The organism is Nonomuraea sp. NPDC050404, from assembly GCF_040655495.1.
Taxonomy (GTDB): Bacteria; Actinomycetota; Actinomycetes; order Streptosporangiales; family Streptosporangiaceae; genus Nonomuraea.
This window is the reverse complement of the sequence record NZ_JBFAKB010000033.1, coordinates 17,605-35,482: the sequence shown is the minus strand read 5'-3', so window position 1 is coordinate 35,482 and position 17,878 is coordinate 17,605. Positions and strand designations below refer to the sequence as shown.

15 protein-coding genes are annotated in these 17,878 nt (G+C 70.3%); 13 read left to right on the top strand and 2 right to left on the bottom strand.

Translation table 11 applies throughout. The features are described 5' to 3' along the window. The first annotated feature begins 11 nt into the window (after positions 1-11). The 7 genes from AB0I81_RS53185 (at position 12) to AB0I81_RS53155 (ending at position 9,297) form a co-directional block, all read left to right on the top strand. On the top strand, positions 12-923 hold the full coding sequence (locus AB0I81_RS53185) for a carbohydrate ABC transporter permease (RefSeq protein WP_360675788.1): 912 nt from the start codon (positions 12-14) through the stop codon (positions 921-923). Beyond that, positions 920-1,540 (top strand): rhamnogalacturonan acetylesterase, encoded by a 621-nt coding sequence (locus AB0I81_RS53180; RefSeq protein WP_360675786.1) that lies wholly within the window; start codon positions 920-922, stop codon positions 1,538-1,540. Before AB0I81_RS53185 ends, AB0I81_RS53180 begins: the two co-directional genes overlap by 4 nt. Next, positions 1,537-4,137, top strand: a complete 2,601-nt coding sequence (locus AB0I81_RS53175) for a Tat pathway signal sequence domain protein (protein WP_360675783.1) — start codon at positions 1,537-1,539, stop codon at positions 4,135-4,137. The genes AB0I81_RS53180 and AB0I81_RS53175 overlap by 4 nt, the downstream gene beginning before the upstream one ends. 112 nt (positions 4,138-4,249) lie before the next feature. After that, positions 4,250-5,848 carry an ABC-F family ATP-binding cassette domain-containing protein gene (locus AB0I81_RS53170; RefSeq protein ID WP_360675781.1) on the top strand — a complete coding sequence of 533 codons (1,599 nt, stop codon included), beginning with the start codon at positions 4,250-4,252 and terminating at the stop codon, positions 5,846-5,848. A gap of 113 nt (positions 5,849-5,961) precedes the next feature. Continuing rightward, positions 5,962-6,177: a helix-turn-helix domain-containing protein gene (locus tag AB0I81_RS53165; RefSeq protein ID WP_020547488.1), complete on the top strand. Its 216-nt coding sequence runs from the start codon at positions 5,962-5,964 to the stop codon at positions 6,175-6,177. A 122-nt stretch (positions 6,178-6,299) separates the two neighbouring features. Continuing rightward, positions 6,300-7,115: an enoyl-CoA hydratase/isomerase family protein gene (locus tag AB0I81_RS53160; protein ID WP_360675776.1), complete on the top strand. Its 816-nt coding sequence runs from the start codon at positions 6,300-6,302 to the stop codon at positions 7,113-7,115. A gap of 298 nt (positions 7,116-7,413) precedes the next feature. Continuing rightward, positions 7,414-9,297 carry an ABC transporter ATP-binding protein gene (locus AB0I81_RS53155; RefSeq protein WP_360675774.1) on the top strand — a complete coding sequence of 628 codons (1,884 nt, stop codon included), beginning with the start codon at positions 7,414-7,416 and terminating at the stop codon, positions 9,295-9,297. Positions 9,298-9,306: 9 nt separating this feature from the next. Here the strand turns inward: AB0I81_RS53155 and AB0I81_RS53150 are convergent, their stop codons facing one another. Continuing rightward, entirely contained in the window at positions 9,307-10,191 is an 885-nt protein-coding gene (locus AB0I81_RS53150) for a sulfotransferase (protein WP_360675771.1), read from the bottom strand. Between the two features lie 30 nt (positions 10,192-10,221). Between AB0I81_RS53150 and AB0I81_RS53145 the strand changes: the two genes are divergently transcribed. From AB0I81_RS53145 to AB0I81_RS53135, 3 genes are read left to right on the top strand one after another with little or no spacing between them, the layout of a single operon-like run. Further along, on the top strand, positions 10,222-10,959 hold the full coding sequence (locus AB0I81_RS53145) for a Sir2 family NAD-dependent protein deacetylase (RefSeq protein WP_360675769.1): 738 nt from the start codon (positions 10,222-10,224) through the stop codon (positions 10,957-10,959). Beyond that, positions 10,946-11,878 carry an LD-carboxypeptidase gene (locus AB0I81_RS53140; protein ID WP_360675766.1) on the top strand — a complete coding sequence of 311 codons (933 nt, stop codon included), beginning with the start codon at positions 10,946-10,948 and terminating at the stop codon, positions 11,876-11,878. Before AB0I81_RS53145 ends, AB0I81_RS53140 begins: the two co-directional genes overlap by 14 nt. A 33-nt stretch (positions 11,879-11,911) precedes the next feature. Then, entirely contained in the window at positions 11,912-12,796 is an 885-nt protein-coding gene (locus AB0I81_RS53135; protein WP_360675764.1) for a hypothetical protein, read from the top strand. A 308-nt stretch (positions 12,797-13,104) separates the two neighbouring features. On the opposite strand, the gene AB0I81_RS53130 is transcribed toward AB0I81_RS53135, so the two are convergent. Beyond that, entirely contained in the window at positions 13,105-15,408 is a 2,304-nt protein-coding gene (locus AB0I81_RS53130; protein ID WP_360675762.1) for an excinuclease ABC subunit UvrA, read from the bottom strand. Positions 15,409-15,640: 232 nt separating this feature from the next. Here AB0I81_RS53130 and AB0I81_RS53125 point away from each other — a divergent pair, with 232 nt between their 5' ends. From AB0I81_RS53125 to AB0I81_RS53115, 3 genes are all read left to right on the top strand, one after another. Beyond that, positions 15,641-16,315 (top strand): hypothetical protein, encoded by a 675-nt coding sequence (locus AB0I81_RS53125; RefSeq protein WP_360675761.1) that lies wholly within the window; start codon positions 15,641-15,643, stop codon positions 16,313-16,315. Positions 16,316-16,357: 42 nt separating this feature from the next. Further along, positions 16,358-16,690 carry a hypothetical protein gene (locus tag AB0I81_RS53120; protein WP_360675758.1) on the top strand — a complete coding sequence of 111 codons (333 nt, stop codon included), beginning with the start codon at positions 16,358-16,360 and terminating at the stop codon, positions 16,688-16,690. Between the two features lie 88 nt (positions 16,691-16,778). Beyond that, a complete protein-coding gene (locus tag AB0I81_RS53115) occupies positions 16,779-17,843 on the top strand; it encodes a glycerophosphodiester phosphodiesterase family protein (RefSeq protein WP_360676013.1) in 1,065 nt (354 codons plus the stop codon). Positions 17,844-17,878: the final 35 nt, after the last annotated feature.

The window sequence follows — 17,878 nt, the reverse complement described above, 5'->3', positions numbered from 1 at the left end:
GGGGCCCGGGCATGACCACTATGACTGAGACCAAGCCCAAGAAGCTTTCGGTCAACAACAACAGCTCGCTCGGTAGCCGGATCTTCGACACGCTGAACATCGTCGTGCTCGTCGGCCTGGCGCTGGTCACGGTGCTGCCGCTGGTCTACGTGCTGGCCGCGTCGTTCGCCAGCGAGCCGGAGATCGCCTCGCGGCCGTTCTTCCTGTGGCCGACGACGTTCGTCACCGAGGCGTACGAGTACATCTTCGCCACCCCCACCTTCGTCCGCTCCCTGCTCACTACCATCATCGTGACGGCGGTCGGCATGGTGGTGCAGGTGATGCTGACCTTCACCATGGCCTACCCGCTGGCCAAGCGGTACCTGCCGGGCCGCACGCTGGTGCTGAACCTGGTCATCTTCACGATGGTCTTCACCGGCGGCATGATCCCCACCTACCTGGTGGTGCGCGACCTGGGGCTGCTCGACAGCTACTGGGCGCTGATCCTGCCGCTGGCGATCAACCCGTTCTACCTGATCATCGTCAAGAGCTTCTTCCAGGAGCTGCCGCAGGCCCTGGAGGAGGCGGCCAGGATCGACGGCTGCAATGAGATGGGCGTCTTCTTCAGGATCGTGCTGCCGCTGTCCAAGCCGATCATCGCGACGTTCTCGCTGTTCTACGCGGTGGCGATCTGGAACGACTACATGTCGCCGCTCCTGTACATCAGCGACCCGAACAAGTGGACGCTGCAGATCCTGGTCCGCCAGCTCACCAACACCGACGCCGCGGCGGCGCTGGCGCAGATGGACAGGACCTGGGTGCCGCCGGAGCAGGGGCTGAAGTTCGCGGTCATCGTGATCGCGACGCTGCCGATCCTGTTCTTCTACCCGTTCCTGCAGAAGCACTTCGCCAAGGGCGTGCTGATCGGCGGCGTCAAGGAGTGAGCCGCACCATCCTGCTGGCGGGGGACTCGACGGTCGCCTCTTGTCCCGCCTTCGAAGCGCCGATGTCGGGGTGGGGGGCGCAGCTCGGGCCGTACGCCGGCGGCCCGGTGCGCAACTTCGCCAAGGGCGGCGCCACCACGGCCAGCCACCGCGAGGAGGGGCTGTGGGCGGCGCTGCTGCGCGAGATCGCGCCCGGCGACCTCGTGGTGATCCAGTTCGGGCACAACGACCAGAAGCAGCCCGAACTGCCCTACCGCGACAACCTGCGTGCCTTCGTGGGGGAGGCGCGCGGGGCGGGCGCGATGCCCGTGCTCTGCACGCCGGTGCAGCGCCGCAGGTTCGAGGGCGGCTCGCTCGTCCCCACCCACGGCGACTACCCCGACCGGGTGCGGGAGCTGGCCGCCGCCGAGCGCGTACCGCTGGTCGACCTGACCACCGCCACCACCGAGCTGTACGAACGCCTCGGCCCCAAGGGGTCGAAGGCCCTGTTCACCCACTTCCCGCCGGGCACGCACCCCCTCTACCCGGACGGCGTGGCCGACGACACCCACTTCTGCTTCCGCGGCGCCGACGAGGTGGCCGCGATCGTCGCCGAGCGATTGAAGGAGATCGCATGACTGTGCTGCGCTGGCTGGACCGACCGGGAGACCAGGGGGTGACCTGGGGAGTCCCGTGGCCACGCGGCACGGTCGAGCGGGGCACGCCGTTCGCGCTGACGGACGCGGGCGGGCGCGAGGTGCCGCTGCAGAGCTGGGTGACCGCCACCTGGCCGGACGGCTCGGTGAAGTGGTCGGCCCACGCCATCGGCGCGGGATCGCACTCGCCCGAATACCACCTGAAGCCCGCTACCGCCCCCGCCACGCCGACCGCCGAGCCCGCCACCGCCCCCGGCGCGGCCGTCACCGTGGCCCGCGAAGGTCGTGACCTGGTGGTCACCACGGGAGTCGTGACGTGGCGGATCGGTGGCGGCGCGGTGGCCAGGTCGATCTCGCGCGGGAGCCGCGAGATCGCCAGGGACGTGCGCCTGGTCAGCCTCCGCCAGGACGGTCCCACCCCCGACGAGGGCGGCCACGTGACCCGCGAGCAGCAGGCGGGCGTCGTCGAGAGCGTCACGGTCGAGCAGGACGGCCCCGTGCGCGCCGTGCTCAGGCTGGAGGGCAGGCACGGCGACTGGCTGCCGTTCACCGTGCGCCTGTACTTCTACGCGGGCGCCGAGCACGTGCGCATCATGCACACCTTCATCTGGGACGGCGACCCCGAGCGCGACTTCCTGGCCGGCCTCGGCCTGCGCGCCGACGTCGTGATGCGCGACGAACTCCACGACAGGCACGTGCGCCTGGCAGGCGCCGAAGGCTTCCTCACCGAGGCCGTACGCGGGCTGACCGGCCTGCGCATCGACCCCGGCGAGGCCGCGCGCCGCGCCCAGGTCGAGGGCCGCCCGGCCGGCGAGCTGGACCCGGAGGTGGCGAGCCGGCTGCACCTGATCCCCGCCTGGAACGACCACACCCTCGACCAGGGCTCCGCCGACGGCTACACGCTGCGCAAACGCACCAAGGACGGCCACGCCTGGGTGACGATCCCGGCCGGCGCCCGCTCCAACGGGTACGGCTACGTCGGCGGCGTCAGCGGCGGCCTCGGCTTCGGGCTGCGCGACTTCTGGCGCCTGCACCCCACCCGCCTGGACATCAGGAACGCGGCCACCGACGTCGCCACCGCCACCATCTGGTTGTGGTCGCCGTCCGCCCCGGCCATGGACCTGCGCTTCTACCACGACGGCATGGGCCAGGACACCTTCGAGGAGCAGCTCGAAGGTCTGGAGATCACCTACGAGGACTACGAGCCGGGGTTCGGCGACCCGCGCGGCATCGCCCGTACACACGAGCTGAGCCTGCGCGTCCACGATGCCACGCCCGCCGCGCACGACCTGGCCGCGCACGCCGCCGCCATGAACGAGCCCGGCTTGCTGACCGCGAGCCCCGAGCGGCTGCGCGAGGCGGGCGTGTTCGGCGTCTGGGGCCTGCCCGACCGCTCCACGCCCGCCCGCGCGAAGATCGAGGACCGCCTCGACTTCCTGTTCGACCTGTACGAGCGCGAACGCGAGCAGCGCCGCTGGTACGGCTTCTGGGACTACGGCGACGTCATGCACACCTACGACGGCGACCGCCACACCTGGCGCTACGACGTCGGCGGCTACGCCTGGGACAACTCGGAGCTGTCGCCGGACCTGTGGTTGTGGCTGCAGTTCCTGCGCACGGGCCGGGCGGAGGTCTTCCGCTTCGCCGAGTCCATGACCCGCCACACCGGCGAGGTGGACGTCTACCACCTGGGCAGGTGGAAGGGCCTGGGCAGCCGGCACAACGTGCAGCACTGGGGCTGCAGCTGCAAGCAACTGCGCATCTCCAACGCCGCCTACCGGCGCTTCTACTACTACCTGACCGCCGACGAGCGCACCGGCGACCTCATGGACGAGCTCAGCGTCCCCGAGGAGACCTTCCTGGCCATCGACCCCCTGCGCAAGGTGCGCGAGGACGTCTACACCCCGGACCCCTCGGCGCTGTCGGTCGGCCTCGGCACCGACTGGGGCTCGCTGGCGGCGGCCTGGCTGACCAGGTGGGAGCGGCACGGGGACGAGCGGGCCAGGGACCGGCTGCTGGGCACGATGGCCGGCATCGGCGCGCTGCCGCGCCGCTTCCTGACCGGGGAGGGGCGGCTGGACCTGGAGACGGGCCGGTTCGACACCTCCCGCGACCAGATCTCGATCTCGCATCTGTCGTCGTTGTTCGGGCTGCCGGAGATGTGCGCCGAGCTGATCGAGCTGGACCTGGGCGTGCCCGGGTTCGAGGCGGCGTGGCTGGAGTACTGCCGGCTCTACCTGGCGCCGCCCGAGCAGCAGGAGGCGGAGGTGGGGCGGCGGCTGAGCGGGATCTCGCTGATCCAGGCGCACAGCCGGCTCACGGCGTACGCGGCGGCGCGCACCGCGGATCCCGAGCTGGCCGCGTGGGCGTGGCGCAAGTTCGACCTCGGCGAGGGCGACCAGCTCAACCGCAACCCGCTGCAGCACCAGGAGAACTGGGAGCTGACCCTGGTGGAAGGGCCGCGGGTGCCGCACCCCGTGCACGAGGCGCCGTTCGTCAGCACCAACAGCGCCGCCCAGTACGGCCTGGCCGCCATCCACAACCTGGTGCTGATCGGGGAGCACCTGAAGGAACGCTGACGAGAGGTGGAGCCCCTGCCCGGGGCTCTACACTGATCGGTATGCATACTCCCGATTGACCGGCGTAGCACGCCCAAACCTTGTTTCCTAGCTCGGGAGTGTTCCGGTCACCATGATCATCGCTAATGATATCGAGCTGCGCGCGGGCGCGCGCCTGCTCATCGAGAAAGCCTCCTTCCGGGTCAATCCCGGCGACAAGATCGGGCTCGTCGGCCGCAACGGCGCGGGCAAGACGACGCTGACGAAGGTGCTGGCGGGCGAGGGCCTGCCCGCCTCGGGCACGGTCACCACCACCGGCAGCGTCGGCTACCTGCCGCAGGACCCGCGCACGGGCGACCTGCAGGTGCTGGCCCGCGACCGCATCCTGTCCGCGCGCGGGCTCGACGAGGTCATCCGCAAGCTGCGGGAGGCCGAGCTCGGCATGAGCTCCGCCGACGAGCGCACCCGGGAGAAGGCCGTGAGGAGGTACGGGCGGCTCGAAGATCAGATGCATGTCCTGGGCGGCTACGCGGCAGAGTCGGAGGCGGCCTCCATCGCCTCCAGTCTCGGCCTGCCCGACCGGGTGCTCGGACAGCCGTTGCAAACGCTTTCCGGCGGTCAGCGGAGACGCGTGGAATTGGCGCGAATTCTTTTCAGCGGTGCTGAAACTCTCCTTCTAGACGAACCCACAAACCACCTAGATGCGGACTCAATCGGGTGGCTTCGCGATTTTTTGCGTAGTCATCAAGGTGGCTTGGTGATCATCAGCCACGACGTCGGTCTTCTTGAAGCGACGGTCAACAAGGTCCTGCACCTGGACGCCAACCGGTCGGTGATCGATCACTACAACGTGGGCTGGACGGCCTACCTGGCCCAGCGCGAGACCGACGAGAAGCGCAGGAAGCGCGAGCGCGCCAACGCGGAGAAGCAGGCGGGAGCCCTGCTGGCGCAGGCCGACAAGATGCGCGCCAAGGCCACCAAGGCCAAGGCCGCCCAGGACATGATGCGCCGCGCGCACCGGCTGCTGTCGGGCACCGAGGAGGAGCGGCAGAGCGACAAGGTGGCGCGGCTGCGCTTCCCCGAGCCGCGGCCGTGCGGGCGCACGCCGCTGACGGCCGCGGGCCTGTCCAAGTCCTATGGCTCGCTGGAGGTCTTCACCGACGTCGATGTGGCCATCGACCGAGGTCACAGGGTCGTCATCCTCGGGCTGAACGGCGCGGGCAAGACCACGCTGCTGCGCCTGCTCGGCGGCATCGAGACGCCCGACACCGGCGAGATCAGGCCGGGACACGGCCTGAAGATCGGTTACTACGCCCAGGAACACGAGACTCTGGACTCCAGCCGTACGCTCCTGGAGAACATGCGCTCGGCGGGCGGCGAGTTCACCGACACCGAGTTGCGCAAGGTCCTGGGCTCGTTCCTGTTCACCGGCGACGATGTCGACAAGCCCGCCGGAGTGTTGTCCGGCGGGGAAAAGACCCGGCTGGCGCTGGCGATCCTGGTGCTTTCGAGCGCAAATGTCCTACTTCTCGACGAGCCCACGAACAACCTCGATCCGGTCAGCCGGGAGCAGGTTCTCAACGCCCTGAGGTCGTATTCAGGAGCGATCGTCCTAGTCACACATGACGAGGGTGCCGTTGACGCCCTGTCACCGGATAGGGTGATCTTGCTACCGGACGGAACTGAAGACGCATGGAGCGACGAATTTTCCGATCTTGTGGCACTTGCCTGATCTTAATTTGAGTGGGTACGGATCTTTTCCCGTGGAGTAGGTAGCCGATCCCGCTGAAATGACTGATCATGGCGGAGTAACGCTGCGGAAGTCCGGCACTACAGGAGGTACTCGTGGCCGAGACACTGAAGAAGGGCACCCGGGTCACCGGGGCCGACCGGGAAAAACTGGCCGGCGATCTCAAGAAGCGCTACGCCGCGGGCGAGAGCATTCGCGCGCTGGCCGCTTCGACCGGTCGGTCTTACGGGTTCATCCACCGCATCCTCAGCGAGTCCGGTGTGACTCTGCGTGGGCGCGGCGGGGCGACCCGAGGCAAGTCCAAGCGCTGACGGCCGCCTCGGAACGTGCGACCGCAGCCGCCCGTCCCTAGTCAGCCGCCGTCGCGCCCGAGCCAGAACGATGTTCTGTAGGCTCGGGCGCGACGGTCAGCACTCCGGCGAAGGAGCGGGCGATGGCGGAAGCACAGGCGCGACAGCGCGGGGGGAACGCGGACGAAGACTCTTCCTCGGTGGAGGGCGGAGTCCGTATCGAGGTGGACGGTGAGATAGCGACGATCACGCTGGTACGGCCGGAAAAGCGCAACGCACAGACGTTCGCGACCTGGTCCGCACTGGCTCGCATCGGCGAGAACCTGCCCGAGCAGGTGCGCGTCGTCGTCGTGAAAGGTGAGGGACCGTCCTTCTCAGCAGGGATCGACCTGCGAATGTTCACAACTGAGGGGGTGCCCGGACAGGGCTCGTTCAGTTCGGCGGCCAAGAGCGAAGGCGCGGGCTTCGAGCAGCGCATCAGGCAGGCCCAGGCGGGCTTCCTGTGGCTGCGCCGCCCGGAGATCGTTTCCATCGCCGCGGTGCAGGGGCACGCGATCGGAGCGGGGTTCCAGCTCGCGCTCGCCTGCGACCTGCGGATAGTGGCCGACGACGTATCGTTCTGCATGAAAGAGCCCGCACTGGGCCTGGTGCCCGACCTGACGGGAACCAAGCCCCTGGTCGAGCTGGTCGGCCTGGCCAAGGCGATCGACATCTGCCTGACCGCCAGGACCGTGCACGCCGATGAGGCCATGCGCATCGGCCTCGCGGAGCAAGTGGTCGCCGGGGGCGACCTGGAGCAAGCGGTACGTGACAAGGTCGCGCAACTGCTGTCCACCAACCGGGACGCGGCCGCGGCGACCAAGCGACTCCTCCAGGGAGCGCCAGGACGCACCCTGGAGGAGCAGAGTGTGGCCGAAGGGATGGAACAGGCGGCACGCATCAAGGCATTGTTCGGCTGAGCCGTTCCCACAGACCGCCCGTAACGGCCCTGAGAGGGCCCTGGAGCGGCGGCGGGCCTGAGTGGCGGCTCAGGATGGCACACGGCGTCAGCGGCGCTCAGAAGACGATCAGCGGCCATTCCGGGGCATCACCGGGCATCGCGCCCGGCCGTTCCGGGAACCATCGGGCGTCACCGGGCATCGGGGGCTCGGTGGCGGAAAGCCGGGGGAGTTGGGAGTGAGTTTCGCGGTGAGCTGAGGCGGGAATCCCGTGCTGCCCCGCGGCGCTGTCTCCGGCGGAGGAGAGGGGATCCCCCGGATGGCGATGATGGGTGGGGGCTTCGGCCCCGGGATGATGGCGTCGATGCGGCGCGACGGCTCGGTCACCAAGCAGCGGCTGCGCCCCGGCACCGTCCGGCGCATCGCCCGCTACGCACGCCCGTACACCAGGCAGATCGCGGCGTTCCTCGCGCTCGTCGTGGCCGGGGCGGTGATCGTGATCGCCAACCCGCTGCTGATGAAGGCGATCATCGACGACGGCATCCTGCCGAAGCGGACCGGCCCCGTCGTCTGGCTGGCCGTGGCGATCGCCGCGCTCGCGGTGGTGGACGCGGGGCTGACGCTGGTGCAGCGCTGGTTCTCGGCCCGCATCGGCGAGGGACTGATCTACGACCTGCGCACCGAGGTGTTCGACCACGTGCAGCGCATGCCGGTCGCGTTCTTCATGCGCGCCCAGACCGGCGCGCTGGTCAGCAGGCTCAACACCGACGTGATCGGCGCCCAGCGCGCGCTGACCAGCACCCTGTCCTCGGTCGTCGCCAACGTCGTCAGCCTGATCCTGGTGCTCGGCGCGATGCTGGCGCTGTCGTGGCAGGTGACGCTGGTCGCGCTGGTGCTGCTGCCGATCTTCATCGTGCCCGCCAAGTACGTCGGCCGCCGCATGTCGGTGCTGACCCGCGAGCAGATGCAACTCGACGCCGAGATGAGCTCGGTCACCACCGAGCGCTTCAACGTGGCCGGCGCCATGGTCGCCAAGCTGTACGGCAGGCCGGAGGACGACGCCCGGGTGTTCGGCGCGCGGGCGGCCAGGGTCAGGGACGTGGGCGTGACCGTCGGCATGTACGGCACCGTCTTCCGGGTCGCGCTCGGCCTGATCGCCGCGCTGGCCACCGCCCTCGTGTACGGCATCGGCGGCGTCCTGTCCGTCTCCGGCGCCTTCGAGCTGGGCACGCTGGTGGCCCTGGCCGCCCTGCTCATGCGCCTGTACGGCCCGCTCACGTCCCTGTCCAACGTGCACGTGGACGTGATGACCGCGCTGGTCAGCTTCGACCGCGTCTTCGAGATCCTCGACCTCAAGCCCATGGTGGCGCAGCGGCCGGGCGCCGTGCCGGTGCCCGAGGGGCCGGTGACGATCGAGTTCGACGACGTGCGCTTCCGCTACCCGTCCGCCGAGGAGGTCTCGCTGGCCTCGCTGGAGTCGGTGGCCAGGCAGGACGGCGGCCCGTCCAACCCGGTGCTCGAAGGGGTGTCGTTCACGGCCGCCCCCGGGCAGCTCATCGCGCTCGTCGGGCACAGCGGGGCGGGCAAGACCACGATCACCTCGCTGGTGTCCAGGCTCTACGACGTCAACGAGGGCGCGGTGCGGATCAACGGGCTCGACGTGCGCGACGCCACGCTCGACTCGCTGCGCGACACCGTGGGCGTGGTCATGCAGGACGCGCACCTCTACCACGACACGATCGGGGCCAACCTGCGGTACGCCAGGCCGGAGGCGGGCGAGGAGGAGATGTGGCAGGCGCTGCGGGCCGCGCAGATCGGCGAGCTGGTCGAGGGCCTGCCCGACGGGCTGGACACCGTGGTCGGCGACCGCGGCTACCGGCTGTCCGGCGGCGAGAAGCAGCGGCTGGCGCTGGCCAGGCTGCTGCTGAAGGCGCCGCGCGTGGTCGTGCTCGACGAGGCCACCGCGCACCTCGACAGCGAGTCGGAGGCGGCCGTGCAGGTGGCGCTGAAGACGGCGCTGGAGGGCCGGACGTCGCTGGTCATCGCGCACCGGCTGTCCACGATCAGGGAGGCCGACGAGATCCTCGTCGTGCACGAGGGGCGCGTGGCCGAGCGCGGCGGGCACGAGGAACTGCTGGCGCGCGGCGGGCTGTACGCCGAGCTCTACCGCACCCAGTTCAGCTCGACCGGCAGCCCGGCCTGAGTGCGCGGCCTAGCTCGATTGGTAGCCCAGCCGCTTGAGTTCCTCCCTGGCCACCTTCTCCACCAGCACCAGGTCGTCGCGGCGCAGCCGGGTACGCCACGCGCCGACCTTGGGCACGGCGGTGTCGTACAGGACGACCTTGGACACCCGCGTGTCCAGGAACTCCGACAGCGTGGCCACCGACTGCGGCGGTTTGTCGATCAGGTCCTCGTAGCGCAGGGTCAGCAACTGGTCCTCGGGCAGCGTGCGGCGCAGTTCGGCGCTGAGCCGCACGGCGCTGCGCCAGCGCAGCGCGCTCTTGCCCGCCACCGGCATGGTCTTCCAGCGGTCGAGGTGCTCGTCCTTGTTGACCCCGAGGAAGGCGTTGGGGAACTCGGTCTGTTCCGACAACATCGTCGGTTTGAACCAGGCCAGGCAGGACGGGTCGGCCAGCATGCCGGCCACCGCGTCCCTGCCGTCGCGGATGAGCTGCACGAAGCGGGCGTCGGGGAACGCCTGCAGCAGCACGGGCGCGCTGTAGATCAGGTCGGGGCTGCCGTCGCCGAAGCGGGTGACGTCGGCCGCGGCCACGCAGGGACCTACGCCGGTGACGCCGCCCGCCTCCCGGCAGGGTTCGGCGCACTCGCCGCAGGAGCGGGGGCGCACCTGCCACGACTCCGACAGCGCGTCGCGCATGACGCGTACCGCGCCCGAGGTGCCGGCGATGGACGGCTTGCGGGCGAAGGCGTACACCACGTGCGCCACGCTCGCGCGGCCCATCGTCACGTGGAAGCCCGGAGAGCGTTTCAGGGCGCGGGCGAGCAGGTCCGTGCCGGAGTGCGGGGCTCCGAGCAGGAAGACGGGCCGCCGGACCTTGATGCCGTTGACCACGAGGATGTGGGGCGGAAGTCGCATACGACAAGCAAGTGTGACACCGTTTGCCAGGTGAACGAGCCAACCTCAGTGTCGGTGCTAACCGGGGCGGGCATTTCAACCGATTCCGGCATCCCCGACTACCGGGGGCCGCAGGGTGTCTGGACCAAGGATCCGCAGGCCGCGGCCAACGCGGACATCAGCCGTTACGTGGCCGACCCGGAGGTCAGGCGCGCGTCGTGGCGGGCCAGGCTCGGCCATCCGGTCTGGGACGCCCGCCCGAACGACGCGCACCGGGCGCTGGTCGATCTGGAGCACGCCGGGCTGCTGCGCGCGCTGATCACGCAGAACATCGACGAGCTGCACCAGCGCGCCGGGTCGGCGCCGGAGAAGGTCATCGAGCTGCACGGCACCGTGCGCCGCGCCGAATGCCTGTCCTGCGACCTGATCACGCCCATGGGCGAGGTGCTGGCCCGCGTGTCGGCGGGCGAGGACGACCCGCCCTGCCCGCGCTGCGGCGGCATCCAGAAGTCGAACACGATCTCCTTCGGGCAGAACCTCAAGTCCGAGGTGCTGGCCGCGGCGCTGGACGCGGCCCGCTCGTGCGACCTGTTCGTGGCGGTGGGCACCTCGCTGACCGTGCATCCCGCGGCCGGGCTGTGCGGCGAGGCGATCGACTTCGGGGCGCGGCTGGTCATCGTGAACGCCGAGCCCACCCCGTACGATTCTTTCGCCGACCAGGTGATCAACGAGCCGATCGGCCAGGCACTGCCCGCTCTCGTCAAGGAGCTGATCGATGCAGCAGGGTGACACCGTCGCCATCGTCTCGCCCTCCGGCCCGGCCTCCGCGGTCCTGTTCAAACGCGGTGTCAAGCGGCTTGAGGAGCTCGGGCTGAAGGTGGTGGTCGGCCCGCACGCGCTCGACCGCCAGGAGCTGCCGTACCTGGCGGGCGACGACGCCGCCAGGGCCGCCGACCTGCAGGCCGCCTGGTGCGACCCGGCCGTGTCCGCGGTGTTCTGCAGCAGGGGCGGGTACGGCGCGGCCCGCCTGCTGGATCTGCTCGACTGGGACGCCATGCGCGAGGCAGGGCCCAAGGTGCTGCTCGGGTCGAGCGACATCACGGCGCTGCACAACGCGTTCGCCGTCGAGCTGGGCGTGCCGACGTTGCACGGGCCGATGACCGCCTGCGCGCTCATCGCCGGCGACGAGGCCGGGCCGGAGCCGCGTACGTGGGAGAGCCTGCGCTCGGCCCTTTTCGGCACGACTTCCGGCACGACTTCCGGCACGGCTTCCGGCACGGCGGAGACGGTCCAGGGGGACCGGGTGCTCGCGCCGGGGCGGGCCGAGGGAGTGGTGAGCGGCGGGAACCTGTCGTTGCTGGCCTCGATGTGCGGGACCCGGTGGCAGCCGTCGTTCGACGGCGGAATCGCCTTCCTGGAGGACGTGGGGGAGGAGCCGTACCGGATCGACCGCATGCTCACCCAGTTGCTGCAGGCGGGCGTGTTCGACGGGGTGCGCGGGATCGCGCTGGGATCGTGGGTGGAGTGCGGAGATCCGTACCCGGTTCTGGCCGACCGGCTGGGGCCGCTCGGAGTGCCGATCGTGGCGGGGTTGCCGGTCGGGCACGGCTCGCCGCAGCACAGCATTTGGCTCGGCGCACTTGGTGTTATCGATACCGAATCGTGCTCCCTAGCTGGCGGGATCCGGAATGAGGAGCAGGCAAGGTAGGAGGGACGAATCCGACAGAAAGGGACACGGCGCGTGAATTTGTTCAGACGTGACCGCGAGCCCTCACGCCGGCCGGTCGAGGATGTCGACCTCGACTCGTTGCTGGCGCTTGTCGCGGAGTCCCTCGGATATTCCTTCGAGTTCGCCCATGACGGCTCCTCCGTGACGCTCAGAGGCCCGCAGGTCGAGAACGGCGCCGAGCTGGTCGTGAAGCTGACCGGGCTGCGGCGCGAGGCCGGGCGCAGGGCCAGGGAGGACTGGCCCATGCTGGTCTCCGAACACCTCACGCACGCCGTGGCCACCGCCGGCGACCGGGTGGACGTGTGCGAACTGGAGCAGGCGCGGCCCCTGATGCGCACCCGCGTGGAGGCCGTGGACGAGGTGCCCGACCTGACCAGGGTGGTCGGCCGCCACCTGAACGCCGACCTGGTCGAACTGCTCACCGTGGGCGCGCGCCCGGTGCGGCCCGAGGAGTCCGGCTGCTGGCCGGTGCCCACCGCGCAGGCCCTCGACCTGGCCGTGGCCAACGTGCGCGGGCAGGACCGGCTCAGGTCCGAGCACATCGAGCTGTCCGGCACGCCGGTCACGCGGCTGACCGCGGCGAGCCCGTCGGCCGCCACTCATCTGCGGTGGCTGGGGGACTACCTCGCGGTGCCGGACGACGGGGTGCTCGTGGTGCTGCCGGATCCGTACACGTTGCTCGTGCATCCGGTGGATGGGATCGGGGTGGTACGGGCCATCGAGCGGCTGCGGATGCACGCGGCGCGCACGGATGGGCTCAGCCCGCAGGTGTACTGGTGGCATGAGGGGCGGCTGACGCTCATCAGGGCCGACATCGTCACCCAGCACGGGCAGACCAGGCTCGTCGTGGCGCCGCCGCCGGAGTTCGCCCGCGTCCTGGCCCGCCTGGCCGTCTGACGTTCCGGCGCGTCCGGCCTGCTCGGTCGCACGTCCCCGGCCACGGACCCGCCGCCACTCCCTTCCCGCCGTACTACGGCTGGGGTCATTTGGGGGGAGAGGGGACGGCTTTCCGTCGTACTGCGGCTGAGGTCCTTTGGAAGGCGGCTTCCCGCCGTGCTGCGGTTGAGGTCCTTGGAAGGCGGCTTCCGGTCGTACTGTGGCTGAGGTCTTTGTGTGGCTGGGGTCCTTGGGGGGAGGGGAGAGCGGCGTCCCGACCTTTGGCGGGGTGGGGCGGTGGTCAAGGGGCGGGCGCCGCTCTCCATTTGTCAGGGGCGGTTGACGTAGTCGCGTAGGTGGATGGCCGTGAGGGAGTCGCCCTTGGTCACCAGTTCGCCGGGGGTGCCGGTGAAGACGACCTGGCCGCCGTCGTGGCCGGCGCCGGGGCCGAGGTCCACGATCCAGTCCGCGTGTGCCATGACGGCCTGGTGGTGCTCGATCACGATGACCGAGTTCCCGTCGTCGACCAGGCGGTCGAGCAGGGCCAGGAGCTGGTCCACGTCCGCCAGGTGCAGGCCCGTGGTGGGCTCGTCCAGCACGTACGTGGTGCCGTTCTTGGCCATGTTGATGGCCAGCTTGAGCCGCTGCCGCTCGCCACCCGACAACGTGGTCAGCGGCTGTCCCAGGCCCAGGTAGCCGAGGCCGACCGAGACGAGGCGGTCGAGGATCGTGCCGGCCTGGCCCGTGGGGAAGAAGTCGCGCGCCTCCGAGACCGGCATCTCCAGGACCTCGCTGATGTTCTTGCCACGCAGCAGGTACGTCAGCACCTTCGGCGTGAACCGCTTGCCCTCGCACTCCTCGCAGACCGACGACACCTCGGCCATCATCTGCAGGTCGGTGTAGATCAGCCCGATGCCCTTGCAGGCCGGGCAGGCCCCCTCGGAGTTGGCGCTGAACAGGCCCGGCTTGACCCCGTTGGCCTTGGCGAAGGCGGCGCGGATCGGGTCGAGCACCCCCGTGTAGGTGGCCGGGTTGCTCCTGCGCGAGCCGCGGATCGGCGACTGGTCGGCCACCACCACGCCCTCCAGGCCCGCCACGTGGCCGTGGATCAGCGAGCTCTTGCCCGACCCCGCCACGCCGGTCACCACGGTCAGCACGCCGAGCGGGATGTCCACGCTCACGTCACGCAGGTTGTGCAGGGTGGCGTTCCTGATCGGGAGCTGTCCCGTGGGGGTGCGGACGTCCTCGCGCAGCCGTACCCGATGGTCGAGGTAGCGGCCGGTCAGCGTGCCCGACCTGCGCAGCCCGCTCAGGTTGCCCGCGTAGCAGAGCTGACCGCCTCCGGTGCCCGCGCCGGGACCCAGGTCCACGACGTGGTCGGCGATCTCGATCGTCTCCGGCTTGTGCTCGACCACCAGCACCGTGTTGCCCTTGTCGCACAGCGCCATCAGCAGGCGGTTCATGCGCTGGATGTCGTGCGGGTGCAGCCCGGCCGTGGGCTCGTCGAAGACGTAGGTGACGTCGGTCAGGCTGGAGTTGAGGTGGCGCACCATCTTGACCCGCTGCGCCTCGCCGCCCGACAGCGTGCCGGATTCGCGGTCCAGGCTGAGGTAGCCCAGGCCGATCTCGACCAGCGAGTCGAGCGTCGAGCGCAGCCCCTGCAGCACCGGGCCGACCGCGGGGTTGTCGATGCCGCGGATGAAGTCGGCCAGGTCGTTGATCTGCATGGCCGAGCAGTCGGTGATGCTCTTGCCCTGGATTCTGGCCGAGCGGGCGGCCTCGTTCAGGCGGGCGCCGCCGCAGGCGGGGCAGGGGGCGAGCGTGATGGCCCGGTCGGCGAACGCGCGCGCCGACGCCTGCATCGACTCGCGGTCCTTGCCCAGGATGTTGCGCCTGACCTTGAGCGCCAGGCCCTCGTAGGTGAAGTTGTTCGTGCCGTACTTGAGCTTCGTGGCGGGCTTGTGCAGCAGGTCGTCCCACTGCTGCGGGGTGAAGTCCGCCAGTTTGACGTCGGGGTCGAACAGGCCGGAACTGGCCACGACCTGCCAGGGCCAGCTGTCCACCGGGTACCCGGGGATCTTGATCGCCCCTTCGTTCAGCGAAAGCTCCCTGTCGACCAGCGCGTCCACGTCGATCTCGGACGCCTTGCCCAGCCCCTCGCACTCCGGGCACATGCCCTCGGCCATGTTGAAGCTGAACGCCGAGGCCGAACCGACCTGCGGCTCGGCGATCCGGCTGAAGATGATCCGCAACATGGTGTGCGTGTCGGTGGCGGTGCCCACGGTGGATCGGGCGTTGGCGCCCATCCGCTCCTGGTCCACGATGATCGCCGCGCTGAGGTTGTGCAGCGCGTCCACGTCGGGGCGGGACAGACTCGGCATGAACGCCTGGATGAACGCCGTGTACGTCTCGTCGATCAGGCGCCGGGACTCGGCGGCGATCGTGTCGAAGACGAGCGAGGACTTGCCGGAGCCGGAAACTCCGGTGAACACGGTGAGACGCCGCTTGGGGATGTCCACGGAGATGCCCTTGAGGTTGTTCTCCCTGGCGCCACGGACCTGGATGTGGTCGTGGCTGTCCGCGGCGGTGTGATCGCGGGTCTGGACGGTGCTTGCCTGCTGGCTGGAGAGCACGGAACCCTTCCCTTTGTGGCGACTTTTTATGGTGTAAGGGGATTAGCCGGGACAGCTTACATCGGTCCGGTCGTGCTCGCGCCCGCCAGGCGGGCGGACCCGGCCGGATGAACTCGCGGCGAAGCTCCGATGACGTGCGCTGCGGGGCGTACGGGCCGCCGTTAGCGTGAAGGAGCACTTACCAACCTCAGCCGGAGTTTCGTCATTGCTGGAAAATGATCGGGGAGCCGGCGTGCGCGCCGTCCTCGCGGGGGGAAGGCTCGTTGCGCTCGGGATCGACTCCCGGCTGATGCGCGAGCCTCATGAGGTCGTGGCCGGCCGGGTGGCCGAGGCCGTGGACGCCGCCTTCGGCGAGGCGCGCCCGCACGACGACAGTGTGCCGCTCATCGAGCCGCTGGCGCTGGCCAGGGAGTTGCGTGCGGTCCGGGCCGACCTGGACGCGCGGATGGCGCGGCTGACGGCGTCGGTCGAGGTGAGCGCGGCCGGGCTGAGCACAGGGTCAGGGGCGCCGGGGGGCGTGCCCACGCTGGACTTCGGCGAGCTGTTCGACCAGCTCGTCGAGATGCTGGAGACGATCGGCGGCGTGCCGGACGAGGACCTGCGCGGCACGTCCGCCGGGCTCGTGAGCGCCGTGTGCGCGCCGGGCCCGCGGCTGGTCGCGCTCAGCGTGACCCCGCGGGCCATGCACGGCGGCCCGGGGGCGCTGGGCGGACGCGTGGTGTGCGCCGTCAACGACGCCCTGGCCGACCTGGAGGCCAGGACGCGGTTGCGGCGCGCGGGGTCGGGCGCCGGTGTCGAGCAGGTCATGGCCAGGGTGGCGGAGCTGCGTGAGCAGGGCGCGCTGCGGATGCGAGCCTACGCGCAGGGCATGGCGGCGCTGATGACCGGCATCGGGCCGCACGGATGAGGGGGGAATGAGCATGGACCGGTTCCGCGTCGGCGGCATCCTGTGAGCCTCGAACTGCCCGCGGCGCTGGCGCCCATGGAGCTGTTCCTGGAGCGGCTGTTCCCCGGCGGGGACGAAGAGGCCCTCCTCCGGCTGGGCGACGAGCACGCCGTGCTCGCCGAGGAGGGCGACCGCGCCATGGGGCTCGGGCTGAAGGTCTCGGCCGGGCTCGTGCTCGCCCACAAGGGCCTCACGCTGCTGCAGTACGGCCTCACCGCGGCCGCGCTGGCCGAGGCGCTCGCGACGGGCGGCGCGCCGGCCCCGCTCGTGCGGGAGGCCGGGCAGCGGGCGCTCGACACGGCCGCGACGGTCGCCGTGCACGAGGTCCACTCCTGACGTTCCGATGATCGGGCAGGTTTCGCCCGGCGCTCATCTGGCGTACGCGCTCCCGTACCGGTGATGCCCGAGGTTGGCGTCCGTGGACATGAAGAGATGGCACGTGCTCGCGGCGGCGGCCCTGGTGCTGACGGCCCTGCCCGCGACTCCGGCGAGCGCGCAGAGCGCGCAGAGTGAGCAAGGCCGCCGGGATTTCGACCTCCAGGCGCACCGGGGTGGCCTGGGACTGGTCGTGGAGAGCTCGCTGCCGGCGTTCGCCAACGCGCTGGAGCTCGGTGTGAGCACGCTGGAGCTGGACGTGCAGATCACCGAGGACGGGTACGCGGTCGTCACCCACGACCGCAAGATCAGCGACAGGAAGTGCCGCGACACCGCGCCCGCGGCCGAGGGGGACCCCGAGTTCCCCTACGTCGGCAAGTACCTCAACACCCTGACCCTGCGCCAGGTCAGGACCATGGACTGCGGGTCGCAGACGCTGCCCGAGTACCCCGGGCAGCGGGCCGTGCCGGGGGCGCGGATGGCCACGTTGCGTGAGGTGTTCGACCTGGTACGGCGATACCGGGCGAACCACGTCAAGCTGAACGTGGAGACCAAGGTGGAGGCCGGGGCGCCCAGCGAGACGGCGCCCAGGGAGCAGTTCGTCCGGGTCACCGCGCGCGAGATCCGGCGGGCCGGCCTGCTGCGGCAGGTGACGATCCAGAGCTTCGACTGGGGCGCGCTCATGCGCATGCGCGAGGTCGAGCCGCGCCTGCCGCTCGTCGCGCTCACCAACCGCGACTTCCTGCAGACCGGGCAGCCGGGCGCCTCGCCGTGGCTGGGCGGCCTGGACATCGACGACTTCGGCGGCGACCCGCTCAAGGCGGTCAGGTCGTTCGGCGCGCAGGCGTTCTCGCCCGTGCACGGCTTCCCGCAGAACGGGAAGATCACCGACCCGGGTTACGAGCCGTACGTCACCAAGGACATGGTGGACCGGGCGCACGCGCTCGGGCTCAAGGTGATCCCGTGGACCGTGGACGACGAGGCGACCATGCGCAAGCTCATGGACGACGGCATCGACGGCCTGATCACCGACTATCCCGACCGGCTGCGCCAGGTCATGGCCGAGCGCGGGCTCAGGCTGCCCAAGCCGTACCGGCCGCGCGGCAGGGACTAGGAGGCGCCTGGCCTGCCCCCGGCCACCGGAGGGGG

What these genes read in the sequence shown, in the direction of transcription:
- AB0I81_RS53185 (WP_360675788.1), top strand. Translation starts at nt 12, where the DNA reads ATGACCACTATGACTGAGACCAAGCCCAAGAAGCTTTCGGTCAACAAC.
- AB0I81_RS53150 (WP_360675771.1), bottom strand. Translation starts at nt 10,191, where the DNA reads ATGCGACTTCCGCCCCACATCCTCGTGGTCAACGGCATCAAGGTCCGG.
- AB0I81_RS53160 (WP_360675776.1), top strand. Translation starts at nt 6,300, where the DNA reads ATGGCGGAAGCACAGGCGCGACAGCGCGGGGGGAACGCGGACGAAGAC.
- AB0I81_RS53170 (WP_360675781.1), top strand. Translation starts at nt 4,250, where the DNA reads ATGATCATCGCTAATGATATCGAGCTGCGCGCGGGCGCGCGCCTGCTC.
- AB0I81_RS53140 (WP_360675766.1), top strand. Translation starts at nt 10,946, where the DNA reads ATGCAGCAGGGTGACACCGTCGCCATCGTCTCGCCCTCCGGCCCGGCC.
- AB0I81_RS53115 (WP_360676013.1), top strand. Translation starts at nt 16,779, where the DNA reads ATGAAGAGATGGCACGTGCTCGCGGCGGCGGCCCTGGTGCTGACGGCC.
- AB0I81_RS53155 (WP_360675774.1), top strand. Translation starts at nt 7,414, where the DNA reads ATGGCGATGATGGGTGGGGGCTTCGGCCCCGGGATGATGGCGTCGATG.
- AB0I81_RS53175 (WP_360675783.1), top strand. Translation starts at nt 1,537, where the DNA reads ATGACTGTGCTGCGCTGGCTGGACCGACCGGGAGACCAGGGGGTGACC.